Here is a 15,020-nt window from a genome sequence, read left to right as displayed (position 1 = left end):
AAGGATGCGGACCGTGACCGTGGAAGGAAGCCGGACGTGACCGGCGTACAGCCCCCCGTGAGTGCAGCCCGGCGCCGAGAAGTCGTCGATGCGTTGAGGCGGGGTACCGTGCCACAGGCGGGGCTCGACCTCTTCGCCGTAGGACTCGACCGGTTCACGGCTGCGCTCGACGACGACTTGGAGACGGTCAAGGGCGGCGGCGCGGCCTTCCACGCCATTCGCGGCGAATATGGCTCCGGTAAGACGTTCTTCGCCCGCTGGCTGGCCGAACGCGCCAAACGGGCTGGGCTTGCCACGGCCGAGGTGCAGATCTCAGAGACCGAGACACCACTCCACCGGCTCGAGACCGTCTACCGACGGCTCACCGAGCGCCTGACCACCGCCACCCACCAGGCTAGCGCGCTGCGGGCGATCATCGATTCGTGGTTCTACGGCCTGGAGGACGAGGTTCTCGATGCGGGAAACGTGGAAGAGGACGACGCCGAGGCACTGGCAAAAGCCGTCGACGAACTGATGGAGCGACGGCTCGCCGACGTGGCACGAACCACTCCCGCGTTCTCGGCGGCCTTGCGCGGTTACCGGCAGGCCGTTGCGGCGGGCGACAGTGCTACGGCTGAAGCCCTCATCGCCTGGATCGGCGGCCAGAAGTCGGTGGCTGCGTCCGCTCGCCGGGCGGCCGGGGTACGCGGAGACCTCGACCACTTCGCCGCGCTCGGGTTCCTCCAAGGACTGCTCACCGTGCTGCGCGACTGCGGGCACCCAGGGTTGCTGCTCGTACTCGACGAGACCGAGACACTCCAGCGGGTCCGTGGCGATGTACGGGAAAAGGGACTCAACGCGCTGCGACAACTCCTCGACGAGATCGACACCGGACGCTTCCCCGGACTGTTTCTCGTCATCACCGGCACACCGGCCTTCTACGACGGCCAGCAGGGCGTCCAGCGACTGCCACCTCTGGCCCAGCGTCTGGCCACGGACTTCACCACAGACCCGCGCTTCGACTCACCCCGAGCCGTGCAACTTCGGCTGGCAGGCTTCGATTTGGAGCGACTGGGCGAACTCGGACGCAATGTACGCGACCTGTTCGCGGCCGGTGCGCGGCACCCCGAACGGATCGCGCAGCGCGTGGATGACGCCTACCTCGGCGAACTCGCCACTGCCGTCACCGGCGGACTCGGTGGGAAGGTGGGGGTGGCGCCACGCCTGTTCCTACGCAAACTGGTCGCCGATGTCCTGGACCGGGTAGACGAGTTCGACGACTTCGACCCTCGTCAGCACTACGCTCTGACCGTCTCCAGCGCTGAACTCAACGAGGTCGAGCGCAACGCCGCGGCCGCCCCGGGCGATGCCGACGACATCGAACTGGAGCTGCCGTGAACGGCATGGCCGACTCCGGACAGGAACGTACGTGAGCGGCATCGACGACCTGGACCCGGTCCTGATCCATCACATCGTCAACACCCTTGGCTGGCCAGGCCTCCGACCGCTCCAGGAGCAGGCGATCACTCCCCTGCTCGCCGGAGAGGACGCGGTTCTCCTGGCCCCCACGGCGGGCGGCAAGACCGAGGCAGCCTCGTTCCCGTTGCTGTCGAGGATGACAGCGGAGCGCTGGAGCGGCACCTCTGTGCTGTACGTGTGTCCCCTCAAAGCGCTGCTCAACAACCTGCTGCCTCGCCTCGAGACGTACACGGGCTGGCTCGGTCGCACGGCGGCGCTGTGGCACGGCGACATCAAGGCCACCGCACGCAAGAGGATCCTCACCCAACGCCCGGACATCCTGCTCACCACCCCCGAGTCGCTGGAAGCGATGCTGGTGAGCGCGAACGTCGACCACCGCACCTTCTTCTCAGGCCTCAAGGCCATAGTCGTGGATGAGGTGCACGCCTTCGCCGGTGACGACCGAGGCTGGCACCTGCTTGCCGTACTCGAACGGATGCAGCGAATCGTCGGCCGCCCCATCCAGCGGATCGGCCTCTCCGCGACGGTCGGAAACCCGGACGAACTGCTGGGCTGGCTGCAGGGGGCGGAGGTGGGCAAGCGTCCGGCTCGGGTGATCGCTCCACATCTCGATGCCCAACCGGTCAGTGGATCAGCCTCCGTGCCCCCCGGGGATATCCAACTCGACTACGTCGGCTCGCTGGACAACGCGGCCACGGTGATCGCGGCCCTGCACCGCGGAGAGAAGCGACTGGTCTTCTGCGAGTCGCGTCGGCTCGTCGAAGAACTGGGGGAGAAGCTACGGGCCAAGGGCGTCACGACCTTCCTCTCACACGCCTCACTCTCGGCAGACGAACGGCGCCGTGCCGAGGAAGCCTTCGCGGAAGCCAGGGACTGCGTCATCGTGTCCACCAGCACCCTTGAGCTGGGCATCGATGTCGGCGACCTCGATCGGGTCATCCAGATCGATGCTCCGGCGACGGTGGCGTCCTTCCTCCAACGCCTGGGCCGCACAGGACGGCGCGCGGGCTCGACACGCAACTGCCTGTTCCTCACTCTCGACGAAGGCGGACTGCTGGCCGCTGCCGCGTTGCTGCTCCAGTGGTCACGCGGCTGGGTCGAACCGGTTGTGGCACCGCCCGAACCCCGGCACATCGTCGCCCAGCAAATCCTTGCGCTGTGCCTGCAGGAGCACCAGGTCGGGGACCGGCTGTGGCAGGAGTGGTGGGCGGGCCTCGCCCCGTTCGGACAGTCCGCCGAGCCGATCGTGCGGCACCTGGTGGACGAGGGCTACCTCGACCAGGACGGCGGGATGCTCTTCATCGGCCCCGAGGCCGAACGACGCTTCGGGCACCGGCACTTCATGAACCTCACCGCAGTGTTCACCGCGGCCCCCGAGTTCACCGTCCTGAGCGGACTGACCGAGATCGGCAGGACCGATCCGAGTCTGCTGACCGAGAGCATCCAGGGACCTCGCAGACTCCTGTTGGCCGGCCGCAGCTGGCAGGTCACTTACATCGACTGGAACAGGCGCCGCTGCTTCGTCGAGCCGGTCGACGGCGGCGGCAAGGCGAAGTGGAGCGGCATGGGCTTCGTTCGGCCCACGTCGTACGAATTGACTCGCGCCGCACGAGACGTGCTGCTCGGCACGGATCCGCAGGTGCAGCTGACCGGTCGGTCACGAGGCTGCCTCGTCGAGGCACGTCACCGTCTCCTGGAGTACGTGCGCCCCGTCGGCACGCTCATCGTGCGCGAGCCGAACGACGACGTTCGATGGTGGACATGGGCCGGCCACCGCGCGAACGCGACCCTGGCAGCAACGCTCGGAAACCTTGCGGACCCGGCTCAACGCATCAATGACTGCTGGATCCGACTGAGCACGGACCTGACTCCGCCGGTATGGAAGCGGACGGTGGCTGACGCCGCATCCCAGCTCTGCCTACCGGCGGTCCATGAACAGGCACTGAAAGGGCTCAAGTTCAGTACGGCCTTGCCACGCCGTCTCGCCGAAGCGACGTTGGCGGCGAGGCTGGCCGATCTGGAAGGGGCCGCTGCAGTACTCAAGGAACCGGTCCAGTTCAGCACCATGGCCGGCTGAACAGCGGCTACGCTGTACGACGCTACGTTGCGGGAGAGGCCGGTGCGGGGGCCGTGGCAGCGGTGGCCAGATCGAGAGGAGAACCCTGCCCGGGGATGCCCACGACGGGTGCGGTGACGGCCGTGACCGTTGGCACGAACAGCTTGCCCGCTGACTGATGTCCGCGCGCATCGGAGACGACGATTCCGCCTGTCCATTTGCCCGTTGGTGCCTGATAGCGGTGCTGGAGCTTTCCGAGGCGGGGGCAGTGCCGGTCTCGTACCTCGACGAACCCCGGGTGGCAGTGGACATTGCCGGTCAGGTCACCGGCGTAGGTCACGGCGGCCGACGGAGCCAGTACAGCACTCACTAGGAGATCCGCGATCTGAAGACCCAAGTGCGTGTCACTGTGGCCGAAGACCGGAGACTCGGGAAGATGGGGCATCGGGTCGCCGCCCTTGGCGAACTTCCGGGTCGTCACGCAGTGTACGTTGCCGACGTTGTCGCTTGGATTGCGGCTGTCCAGCACCGCGATGCCGCTGCTCGAGCGCTCAGCGAGATAGTGCTCGAAGTTTGCGCACAGAGCGGTCACCGAAGCCGCGTACATAGCCGTGTCGTCGTTGACGACACCGTCCTGCTTCACCCAGATACGAGCCATAACCCTGCAGTCGCGACGTTCCAGGATCGTCAGGAGATGGTCGAGGAAGCTGTGCGCCATACGCCGTTGGTTGCGCCCCGATCGACGGAAGGACTTGCGTATCGTCTCACCCTTGATCTCATGGTGGACGACCTGACTCAAGGCGGGCACCTTGCGCAGCTCCGGCCTGAACTGCTTCTTGAGGGCGATGAAGTCCCAGGCAAGGCCTTTGATCTGGGTCTCCGGCACAGTGAATCCGCCGATCACCATGACCGGAACGGAGTCGGCCACGCCGGGGTTGAGGACCTGCCCGGTCCCGGACTCATCGAGATAACACAGGTGCAAGACCTTCCCCCTGGGTGCACAAACAGCTATGGCCGACCCCAAATCCTTGGGGGACGGCCATAGGAGGTTCCACGCCGAGCGGAGCCCGGTCGCAGAGTGGTGTTCGTTCTGAAGCGCAGCGTAGTGGAGTCCGCTGGTGACGGGCAATCATGGCGTGGCCGGAACCGGATTGAACAGCAGTTTCGCGCCACCATGCACTGCCATCACGTGGTGAAGGCCGGCAAATTGGGGGCGAGGGCTGTGCGAGGTCGTGGTGACAGAGAGAGGTGCTGGCAGCAGTCGTCGTGGTCCGTGTCCCCTGCAAGGGTTGATTCCGTAACCCCTGAACCCTGCTGCGCCCTGACCCAATCCTCGTGACAGGGCGCGCGGCCCTCAACGAGGTGGGGGTGCATCCGTGTTTACGTAGCCATCACGGTAGCCGCGGGATTGGTCGCCCGGCATGTTTGTGCAGGTCATAGCGCTGCGGCGATTCACCCTGGCGTACAGCCCGACTCGTCTGTTGCCCTCTGTCTTCGCAGCTGCGTCAGTAGCTGGCCGGACGGCAGGGCGTGCTTGAGGAACCCCTCCGGTACGGCGGTGGACCCGCCGCCCGGAGAGGCGTCGATCAGCAGCGCGCTGGCGGGGGACGGCGGGAGGCCGGGGCCGAGCTCAACGGCTGCTCGGCCCAGGTCCTCACCCGGCAGTCGGACTCGGTGAGGCCGTGCTGTTCGCCGGTGGAGTGAGGACGACTTGCGGCTGGCCCGCGACCGCGGGTGGTGGGGTCAGGGCCTGGGCCGGGAGGTTGGGGGAGGCGGTTTCCTGGGCGAGGGCCTGGGCGAAGTCGACCAGGCCGGTTTTCTCCACGATCGTGATGTGGTCCAGGACGGTGTCGTTGGCCTGGTCGGCCAGCGCGCGGACCAGCGAGTTCCTCGTGGTGGAGCGGATGCTCGCGATCGTGGTGAGGAGCTGGCCGTTCGTCGCGCGCACCGTGGTGGCCATGTCCGTGTCGAACTGCTTGCCGCTTTCCCCGTTCAGCCGGGTCTCGAAGCTTTGCTGTTGTGGCGACGGCTGGTTGGGCAGCGCGATGCCCAGCTGATTGGCGACATTGCGGACGGCGGCGTCCAACGAGGCATCTCCGGCGACCAGTTGCTTCCCGGCGTTCCTGACCGTCTTCGTCGTCCCCTTCTTCGAAGCCTTCTGGCCGACGGGGTACTCCCACAGTCCTGCCGAGCGGACCTTGACCACGAAATCTTGGTCGGCTGCCGTCAGCGGTCCGGTCGCCGGGGTGGCGACGATCCGCTCGGGTGCGCTGCTGACCTTCTGGACTCCGAGCATGGAGGGGTAGAGGAGGGAGCCAAGGGTCATGCTGAGCGCACCACCCACGAAGAGAGTTCCCGCCGCCTTTCGTGAAACGAGCACCGTGTCTCCTGATCCGGTTCTTCGGATCCCGCACGTACGGACATACGGATGCGAGGGTTCCGTAGAACCTTTTGGGCTCGTCATGAGTTCGTAAAGCAATCGGTGGCCGGGGCATGGACTGAGGTGCGCCTGCGCGCTCAGCGGTGTGAAGAAGGGCCGTTCGGCCCTATCGGGACCGGGTGCCTCACGGCCGATCATGTAGCGGCGACCGGGAAGGGCCAGGTCCATTCCCGCACTTCTGTTCCTTCCCGGCTCGTCGATGACACCAGTTGATGGGGAGGGTGCCGTTCGGTTGAGGAGATGCAGAAGTCAGGGGCCGTGGGACCACGCGGTCGCGTGCCGTTGTGCGCGGCGGTCCGGTGGCCGGTTCTCTGGTACCACGGATGCATGGGGATTGAGCGGTTCATCGGCATCGACCTCGCCTGGGCGCAGAGCGGAGCCCGTACCAAGCCCAACGAAACCGGCGTGGCCGCCATCGACAGGCACGGCGTCGTGATCGCATGCGGCTGGACCCGCGGACTCGAAGAGACGATGGCGTGGTTGAACAGGGCAGTTGTCGGCGGATCGACCCTGGCGTTCGTCGACGCCCCGCTGGTCGTCGACAACCCGGTTGGCCAACGGACGTGTGAGCGGGAGGTCGGCCAGCGGTACGGCCGTTGGAAGGTGAGCGCGAACAGCACCAACCAGAGCTCTCCTCGACAGGCTGGAGTACTGCTCCGGGAACGGCTGCAGGAGTCGGGCTGGACCTACGACGACGGTAGAAGCGGGCCGCCGACCGCTGGTCTGGTCTTCTCCGAGTGCTATCCGTACACGACCTTGGTCGGGGCCATCGAGATGGGTTACGACCGGGAACGGCCTACGTACAAGCGTCGGCCGGCACGAGTTCCGACGGCGAAGTGGCGGGCGGTACGGGCGGCGGAGTGCGACAGGCTGATCGCGCGTATGGCGGGGCTGGCCGCCACCGATCCGCCCCTCCTGCTCTCCTCCCACCCGGTCTCCCGTCGGCTGCTCTCCGAGCCCTCACCCCACAAAGCGGCGGACTACAAGCACCGGGAAGATCTCATCGACGCGCTGCTCTGTGCGTGGACGGCCGCACTGTGGTCCCGGCACGGACTGGCGCGCTGCCAAGTACTCGGAGCGGACAGTCTCCTGCCTCCCGGACAGGCTCCCACCATCATCGCGCCCGCTCGCCCGGAGCAGCGACGTGACTGACATGAACTAGCAAGAAAAAAGCGGGAGTTGGGTCGTAGGATGTGGCGCGAACGCCCCCTGCCCCGGCCGAAGGACGTACCCGACCCATGAGCGACTCCGTCATGACGCCCGACCCGGCTGACCAGCAGAAGATCGACACGACGGTGCCGCACTCCGCGCGGATCTGGAACTACTGGCTCGGTGGCAAGGACAACTACGCCGTCGACCAGGCGGCCGGTGACGCGTACACCGAGGTCTTCCCGGGGATCGTCACCATCGCCCGCTCCAGCCGGGCCTTCCTGCGGCGGAACATCGCGTACCTCGTGTCCGAGGCGGGGATCCGGCAGTTCCTGGACGTCGGTACCGGGCTTCCGACCGCGCAGAACACCCACGAGGTCGCCCAGGGGCTCGCCCCCGAGGCGCGGATCGTGTACGTCGACAACGATCCGATGGTGCTCGCCCACGCCCGCACGCTCCTCTACTCCAGCAAGGAGGGGGCGACCGCCTACGTCGACGCCAACGTGACGGACCCGGAGCGCATTCTGGTCGCCGCCGCCAAGACGCTGGACTTCGGTCGGCCCACCGCGCTCATCCTCAGCAACATCCTTGGGCACGTAGCCGACTACGACCAGGCGCGTTCCATTGTCGCCACGCTGATGGAAGCCCTGCCGTCGGGCAGTTACCTCTCCGTCAACGACGGGTCGCGCGGTATCGACCCCGTCTTCGAGCAGGCCCAGGACGCCTACAACAACAGCGGCGCCGTTCCGTACAACCTGCGCGGCATCGATGAGATCACCGCGTTCTTCGATGGTCTGGAGCTCGTCGAACCCGGTGTGGTGTCGGTGACGGAGTGGCGGCCGGAGGCTGGTGAGGGCGGTTCGGGCACTCCGGAGGTCGTTGCCGAGCATGGTGGGCTTGCGCGGAAGCCGTAACGCGCGGAAGCAGCCGTAACGGCATGAGTGCTGCTCAGGCCGCCGCGCTCAGCGTGTCCGCCAGGCGGCGGCGGGCCGCGCGTGCCGCCGGGAGGGCGGACAGGGCTGCGGCGCCCAGGACCGCCGCCGTGCCGAACGCGGCCAGCAGTAGCAGCGGCGGGCTCTGTGCGATGCCCGCGCCTATGCCGCTCGACCTGCCCTGCGTGTTGATCAGCCAGTGGGCGAGAGGGGTGCCCAGGGCCGTGCCCGCCAGGGCCGCTGCCAGTGCCGTGCAGCCGGTGGCCGTGACGGTGATCGCCGTGATCTGGCGGGGGGAGAGGCCTATGGCCTTGAGGGCGAGTAGGTCGCGTTCGCCCTCGCGTACCGTGCCGCCGATGGCCGTGAGGAGTTCTACCAGGCCGATCAGGGCCAGGACCGCGATCACGCCGGCCGCCACTCCGCGTAGGGGGGAGAGGCCGTCGGCCGGGTTGGTGACCGTGTGGACGTCCAGGTGGCCGTGGCCGGCGGCGGTCAGGCGGCGGGCGGCCTGGCCCACGTCGGTGCCGGGGTGCAGGCGGACCTGATAGAGGGTGGCGGTGAGGCTGGGGTCGTTCTCGCGCAGGGTGTCCAGGGACGTGGAGATGACCCGGCCGGCGTTCTCCGTCTCGATGCTGCGGCCCACGATGTGCAGGATCTGCGGCTGGTTGCTTACGGTCATCCGTACCCAGTCGCCGACGCGCACGTCCAGCAGGTCGAGCAGGCCCTGGCCGGCCACCGCCTCGTCGGCGCCGCGGGCGGGGCGGCCTTCGGCGAGCGCGTATGGGTAGGGGGCCTGGTGGGTGCCGAAGCCTCGTAGGGCGATCGTGGCCGTCTGGCCCGGGACCAGTGCGGCCACCTCCACGCCCGGGTAGGCGGCGGCGACCTGGGGGTCGCGGGCCAGCAGGGCGCGGGTGTCGCGGTCGTCGAGGCCTGCGTCCGCGTGGACGGTGAGGGCGGCCGGGAGACCGATCCGGGCGGGTTCGCTGTGGAAGCGGCTGATGGTCGTCCACGCGCTCATCGCCACGACGATGAGGAGGAGGGGCAGGGCCAGACGCGCCACGGTCGTCAACGACCGCGTCCGGCGGGCGAACGCCGTGTGCCAGCCCAGGACCAGTGCGGGGGGTACCCGCAGGCCCAGCGCGCGGCGGGCGGGGGCCGAGAGCCGCCCGCCCACCCGCGCGGTGGCGGCGCCGCCCCGGACCGACGGGAGCGGTGTCGGGACCGGTGGGACGCGGCCCGCACGCCAGGCTGCCAGGCCTGTGGTTGCGGCTATGAACAGGACCGCGCCGGCGGGGATTGCGGTGAGTGTCAGCGCGTGACCGGGCAGGCTCTGCCAGAGGGCGATCGCGTCGCCGAGGCGGCCGGGGAGTCTGCTGCCCAGGGACCGGGTGAGGGCGGCCGCGGTCACCGCGCCGAGGAGCGCGTACGCGATGTGCTGGAGGAGGAAGACGCGGACCACCTGGTCCGGGGTGAAGCCGATCGCCTTGAGGATGGAGATGTCTCGGAGGTGGCCGCGGATGCGGGTGGTGATCGCGCCGTGGACGGCGAGTCCCGCGGCTATCAGGGCGCCCAGGCCGAAGAGGCCGAGGACCTGGCCGAGCAGGCGGTTGTCGCCCTGTGCCTCGGCGCGTGCCTGCTGCCAGGTGGCGACCTCGCCGATCACGCCGGCGCCCAGGACGGTCACGGCGCGCTGCACGGCGTAGTCCGTGTCGTCGGGGTTGGTCAGGCGCAGGCCGATGACCTGGCCGTTCGGGGCGTGGAGGATGGAGGGAGGGGCCCAGACCAGGCCGGGCTGCTCGTCCGGGTCGTAGCGCGGTTCGGCGCTGTCGGCGATGCCGAGCACGGTCACCGTGCGGGCGGTGCCGAGCAGGGTGAGCTTGTCGCCGGGCTCGGCCAGCAGGGCGCGGGCCAGGTGGTTCTCCAGGACCACGCCGTCGGGGGTCGCCGGGTCGAGCCAGTGGCCGGAGTGGAGGAGCGGGCGGGCGATCGTGAGGTGCTGGGGGGTGGCGCGGAGTTCCACGGCGGCCCGGGTGCCGTGGGAGGTGAGGGTGGTGGTCTCGGTGGCGTACGGGCCGGACTCGGACGCCACGCCGTCCAGCCCGGTCAGCTTCGACAGCTGTGCGGACCGGGCGGTGTGCAGCCATACGTGGGCGCCGCGGGTCTGCTCGAAGACGCGCTGCCAGGGGTTGGTGGCGTAGCCGAACAGGGCTGTTGCGAGGAGCAGGGAGAGGACGATTCCTACTGTGGCCAGGATCAGGAACAGTGCCTCGCCGCGGTGGGTGCGCAGATCGGAGTGTGCCCAGCGCAAGGTGGCCCGCATACGGCTCAGCCCCTTCGGGGGACGTCGTACGTCCGCATGTCGGTCCGTCAGTCCGTCAGTTCGAGGACGCCGGATATCCCGGTGCCGCGGGTGGGCGTGCCGTCCAGTTCCGCGTCGTCGGCTATCCGGCCGTCGAAGAAGCTGATCACCCGGTCCGCGGCGCTGGCCAGCCGGGCGTCATGGGTGACCAGCAGGATCGTCTGGCCGCGGCCGTGGAAGCGGGAAAGGAGTCGCATCACCTCGCGGGTGCCCTTGCTGTCCAGGCTGCCCGCGGGTTCGTCGGCGAGGAGGAGCGGGGGGTGGTTGACCAGGGCGCGGGCGAGCGCGACTCGCTGCTGTTCGCCGCCGGACAGTTCGCCGGGCAGGCTGCGGTCCTTGCCGTCGAGGCCCAGTTCGGCCAGGAGTTCGATGCGTTTGGTGCGTGCCTGCTTCGGGGGGACGCCGGCGAGGAGCGCAGGAAGTTCCACGTTGTCGGCCACCGACAGGTTCGACACCAGGTTGAAGAACTGGAAGACGATCCCGATCCGCTTCCGGCGCTCGACGGCCCAGCGGGCCTCGCTCCAGTCGTCCGCGCGGGTGCCGTCCAGCCAGACGCTGCCGGCGTCCGGCCGCTGCAGTCCGCCCAGCAGGTGCAGCAGCGTCGACTTGCCGGCCCCGGACGGACCGGTGACGGCGACGAACTCGCCCGGCCGCAGGGCGAGGTCCACCCCGCGTACGGCCCGGGCCGGGGCGCCCTCGCCGTGATGCGTCTTGACCAGGCCTTCGGCGCGCAGCACGGGAGTGGCCGGGCCTTCGGTGCGCGGCACGGGAGTGGCCGGGCCTTCGGCGCGCACTACAGGAGCGGAACTGTCGCTCATTCCAGCTCCTCCAGTTCTTCCTGGCACCGTTCCAGCCAGTCCAGGTCGGCCTGCAGGTGCAGCATCGCGCCCTCGATCAGCAGGTGGGCGATCCGGTTGTCGCGGTTCTCGGCGGCGGCCAGCTTCGACAGGCTGCGCATGGTGGTCAGGTACTGCCGCCGCTGCCGGTTGATCAGGGCGATCTGGTCGGCGAGTCCGGTCCGCGGAGCGAGCGCCAGCTTCATGAAGAACTCGTCCCGCACCCGGGGCTCGTCCTCGGGTTTCTCGAACCAGGCGCGGAGTGCGTCCTGCCCGGCCTCGGTGAGGTGGTAGACCTTCTTGTTGGGACGGCTGGACTGCTCGACGTCCTCGCCCTCGATCAGCCCCTGCTTCTCCAGGCGGCCCAGGGTCACGTAGACCTGGCCGATGTTCGGCTGAGGGTACGCGGAGCCCAGCAGTTGCTCAAGGTCCTGCTTCAGCTCGTAGCCGTGGGCCGGACCGCGCGCGAGGAGTGCCAGGAGGGGCAGGCGCACGTGTGCAGTCCTCCTGTCTACCGATTGTGCTCCGCACCCTAGTATCGCCCATACCTAACAGGTATACATGGCCTCCGACTCGGGGTGAAGGTGCCCCGTGCGGTCGCGGTGCACAGGGAGGAACCTATGCGGTGGTTGCGTGCCGCGGGTAGGGGTCTCCTTGCTCTCGCCGTGGTCATGACCGGATACGTCGCCTCGGGGGCTCACCCCGGACAGGGTGCGGGCGGCGGTCGCGGGCCGCTGACCGTGGCCACCGCGGGAGACCTCACCGGCTATCTCGGCCCGCTCCTGGAGGGCTGGAACCGCACCCACCCCGGCGAGCGGGTCACCCTCGTCGAACTCCCCGACTCCGCCGACGAGGCGCACGCGCAGATGGTCACCGACCTGCGCGGCGGCGACCGCAGCCGGTTCGACGTCCTCAACATCGACGTCGCCTGGACCTCGGAGTTCGCGGCGGCGGGCTGGATCCGGCCGCTGCCCCGCGACCGCTTCCCGCTGGACACCTTCCTGCCGCGGGTCGTCGACACGGCGACCTACGACGGACGGCTGTACGCGGTCCCGTACGTCACCAACGCCGGCCTGCTCCTGTACCGCGCGGACATCCTCGCCAAGGAGGGCGTGCGCCCGCCGCGCACCTGGGCCGAGCTGGAGCAGGACGCGAAGACCATCGCGCCGAAGTACGGACTCGGCGGCTACGCGGGCCAGTTCCTGCCCTACGAGGGGCTCACCGTGAACGCGGCCGAGGCCGTCTACTCGGCCGGCGGCACCATCCTCGGGGACGAGGGTGCCAAGGTCACCGTCGACTCCGCGGCGGCCCGCGAGGGCATCGGGTTCCTCGCCCGCGGGGTGCGGGAGGGCTGGATTCCCAAGGCCTCGCTGAAGTACACGGAGGAGGAGTCCAAGCAGGCCTTCCAGGACGGCCACCTGCTCTTCCTGCGCAACTGGCCGTACGCCTACGTCGGCGCCTCGGCCAGGGGCTCGGCGGTCGCCGGCAAGGTTGGCGCAGTACCGCTGCCCGGACGCGACGGGCCGGGGACCAGTGTCCTCGGCGGCTCCAACCTGGCCGTCAACACACACGCCCGGCACCCCGACTCGGCGGCGCGGCTGATCGCGTACCTCACCAGCGCGCCCGTGCAGCGCCAGGTCCTCACCCGCGGCGCGCTGCCGCCGGTGCGCGCCGCGCTGTACGACGACCCCGCGCTGATCCGGGAGTTCCCCTATCTGCCGACCCTGCGCGCCAGCGTGCAGGCGGCCCGGCCGCGCCCCAAGAGCCCGCGCTACGACCAGGTCAGCCTGGTGGTGCAGGCCGTCGTGCACGACGCGATGACCGGGCACGAGACGCCCGCGGCGGCGGTGCGCCGACTGGCCCGGGAACTGGCCGCCCTCTCCGACCGATAGAGACCCGTCGATAGTTACTTGTTAGGTAACGCGGCGGTCTCTTCTGTATCCTTCGCGGGGCGGTATTTCCTGATATCACCACCCAACTCACCAGTAGCTTCTGCCTCACTCGTTGACACCCTCTCGACACGCCTACTTAACATGCATGCATAACTGCTGCCCTTCGCAGAGACAGGTCAACGGGTTGAACAACGTGTTGAACCGGCACCCTTGGTGGCGTGACGCAGTGATCTACCAGGTGTACGTCCGCAGCTTCCTGGACAGCACCGGCGACGGCATCGGCGATCTGGCCGGCGTGCGGGCCGGGCTGCCGTACCTGAAGAAGCTCGGTGTCGACGGGATCTGGCTGAGCCCCTTCTACCCCTCGCCGCAGCACGACCACGGCTACGACGTGGCCGGCTACTGCGACGTGGACCCGCTCTTCGGCGACCTCGCCGAGTTCGACCTGCTGACGGCGGCCGCCCGGCGGCTCGGCATGAAGGTGCTGCTCGACATCGTCCCCAACCACTGCTCCGACGAGCACCCGTGGTTCCGGCAGGCCCTCGCCGCCGCACCCGGCAGCCGGGAGCGCGGCCGCTTCCACTTCGCCGACGGCCGGGGCCCCGACGGCTCCGCGCCGCCCAACAACTGGCACTCCATGTTCGGCGGCCCGGCCTGGACCCGGGTGACCGAGCCGGACGGCCGGCCCGGACAGTGGTACCTGCACATGTTCGCGCCCGAGCAGCCCGACTGGAACTGGCGCACCCCCGAGGTCGCCGCCGAGTTCGACCAGGTGCTCCGCTTCTGGCTGGACCGGGGCGTCGACGGCTTCCGCATCGACGTCGCCGCCGGGCTCTTCAAACACCCCGAGCTGCCCGACTCCCCGGACCCGGAGGCCGACGCCCGCACCCGCGACTCGGTCAACCCCCTCGCCTGGAACCAGCCCGAGGTGCACGACGTCTGGCGGCACTGGCGCGCGGTCTGCGAGGAGTACACGGCCCGCGACGGCCGCGAACGCCTCCTCGTCGGCGAGGTGTCGGTGCCCACCGCCCGCGACCACGCGCTGTACGTCCGCCCTGACGAACTCCACCAGGCCTTCTTCTTCGACCTGCTGAGCGCGCCGTGGAACGCCGACGCCTTCCGCAAGGTCATCGGCGAGGCCATGCAGGACATCGCCGGCACCGGCTCCACGGTCACCTGGGTCCTCAACAACCACGACCAGGTCCGCACGGTCACCCGCTACGGCGAACCCACTCCCGAATCCGCCTTCGAGGGCAGCGGACTCGGCGCCGCCCGGGCCCGCGCCGCCGCCCTGCTGATGCTGGCGCTGCCCGGCGCCGCCTACATCTATCAGGGCGAGGAACTGGGCCTGCCCGAGGTCGTCGACCTGCCCGACGACGTGCTCACCGACCCGATCTTCCGGCGCACCGGCAGCCGGGCCCGGATCCGCGACGGCTGCCGGGTCCCGCTCCCGTGGTCGGGACAGGCCTCCCCGTTCGGCTTCACCTCCGGCGCCGAAGGGGCCCGGCCCTGGCTGCCGCAGCCCGACTACTTCGCCGAGTACGCCACCGACCGCGCCCTCGCCGACACCCGCTCCTTCTGGCACCTGTACCGCGACGGCCTCCAACTCAGGTCCCGGCTGCCCCAGTTGGGAGACGGACCACTGGAGTGGCTGGACACCCCGCCCGGCGTACTCGGCTTCGTCCGCGGCGGCGGCCCGGTACGGGGCGACGGCCTGGTCTGCGCCGTCAACTTCGGTACGGCACCCACCCCCGCACCCGTCTCCGGCACCCCGCTGCTGGCCAGCGGCCCCTGCCCCGCCGGAGTACTGCCCGGCTCCACCGCCGCCTGGTGGATCAACGACCTCTGACCCCCCCTCTGAACCCCTCTCTGAGCTGCCCGCTCAACTCGCGTTCTTC

At 69.3% G+C, this 15,020-nt stretch carries 11 protein-coding genes; 6 read left to right on the top strand and 5 right to left on the bottom strand.

Features of this window, described 5'->3' with window-relative positions:
• Positions 1 to 36 precede the first annotated feature (36 nt).
• On the top strand, positions 37 to 1,377 hold the full coding sequence (gene brxD / locus ACFWPS_RS06695; RefSeq protein WP_383701777.1) for a BREX system ATP-binding protein BrxD: 1,341 nt from the start codon (positions 37 to 39) through the stop codon (positions 1,375 to 1,377).
• Positions 1,378 to 1,408: 31 nt separating this feature from the next.
• Positions 1,409 to 3,535 (top strand): DEAD/DEAH box helicase, encoded by a 2,127-nt coding sequence (locus ACFWPS_RS06690; RefSeq protein ID WP_383701774.1) that lies wholly within the window; start codon positions 1,409 to 1,411, stop codon positions 3,533 to 3,535.
• Between the two features lie 22 nt (positions 3,536 to 3,557).
• Here the strand turns inward: ACFWPS_RS06690 and ACFWPS_RS06685 are convergent, their stop codons facing one another.
• Entirely contained in the window at positions 3,558 to 4,496 is a 939-nt protein-coding gene (locus ACFWPS_RS06685; RefSeq protein WP_383701772.1) for a DUF3800 domain-containing protein, read from the bottom strand.
• A 672-nt stretch (positions 4,497 to 5,168) separates the two neighbouring features.
• Entirely contained in the window at positions 5,169 to 5,858 is a 690-nt protein-coding gene (locus ACFWPS_RS06680) for a DUF4142 domain-containing protein (protein WP_383701876.1), read from the bottom strand.
• 423 nt (positions 5,859 to 6,281) lie between these two features.
• Between ACFWPS_RS06680 and ACFWPS_RS06675 the strand changes: the two genes are divergently transcribed.
• Together ACFWPS_RS06675 and ACFWPS_RS06670 are read left to right on the top strand one after the other, a co-directional pair.
• Complete coding sequence (locus ACFWPS_RS06675; protein ID WP_383701770.1) at positions 6,282 to 7,106, top strand: DUF429 domain-containing protein; 825 nt, start codon at positions 6,282 to 6,284, stop codon at positions 7,104 to 7,106.
• A gap of 86 nt (positions 7,107 to 7,192) precedes the next feature.
• Complete coding sequence (locus ACFWPS_RS06670) at positions 7,193 to 8,017, top strand: SAM-dependent methyltransferase (RefSeq protein WP_383701768.1); 825 nt, start codon at positions 7,193 to 7,195, stop codon at positions 8,015 to 8,017.
• A 34-nt stretch (positions 8,018 to 8,051) separates the two neighbouring features.
• Here the strand turns inward: ACFWPS_RS06670 and ACFWPS_RS06665 are convergent, their stop codons facing one another.
• The 3 genes from ACFWPS_RS06665 to ACFWPS_RS06655 are packed head-to-tail and all read right to left on the bottom strand — an operon-like array spanning position 8,052 to position 11,724.
• Positions 8,052 to 10,355, bottom strand: coding sequence for an FtsX-like permease family protein (locus tag ACFWPS_RS06665; protein ID WP_383701767.1), 2,304 nt, complete (start codon positions 10,353 to 10,355; stop codon positions 8,052 to 8,054).
• Positions 10,356 to 10,402: 47 nt separating this feature from the next.
• Entirely contained in the window at positions 10,403 to 11,212 is an 810-nt protein-coding gene (locus tag ACFWPS_RS06660) for an ABC transporter ATP-binding protein (RefSeq protein WP_383701765.1), read from the bottom strand.
• Positions 11,209 to 11,724, bottom strand: coding sequence for a PadR family transcriptional regulator (locus ACFWPS_RS06655; protein WP_383701763.1), 516 nt, complete (start codon positions 11,722 to 11,724; stop codon positions 11,209 to 11,211). Before ACFWPS_RS06655 ends, ACFWPS_RS06660 begins: the two co-directional genes overlap by 4 nt.
• Positions 11,725 to 11,850: 126 nt before the next feature.
• Here ACFWPS_RS06655 and ACFWPS_RS06650 point away from each other — a divergent pair, with 126 nt between their 5' ends.
• Together ACFWPS_RS06650 and ACFWPS_RS06645 are read left to right on the top strand one after the other, a co-directional pair.
• The gene (locus ACFWPS_RS06650) at positions 11,851 to 13,122 is read left to right on the top strand and encodes an ABC transporter substrate-binding protein (protein ID WP_383701761.1); all 1,272 of its coding nucleotides are present in this window, start codon (positions 11,851 to 11,853) and stop codon (positions 13,120 to 13,122) included.
• A 145-nt stretch (positions 13,123 to 13,267) separates the two neighbouring features.
• Positions 13,268 to 14,971, top strand: coding sequence for a glycoside hydrolase family 13 protein (locus ACFWPS_RS06645; RefSeq protein WP_383701759.1), 1,704 nt, complete (start codon positions 13,268 to 13,270; stop codon positions 14,969 to 14,971).
• The last annotated feature ends 49 nt before the right edge of the window (positions 14,972 to 15,020 follow it).

Source organism: Streptomyces sp. NPDC058457, from assembly GCF_042720695.1.
Lineage (GTDB): Bacteria > Actinomycetota > Actinomycetes > Streptomycetales > Streptomycetaceae > Streptomyces.
This window is presented reverse-complemented; position numbering and strand designations above follow the sequence as displayed.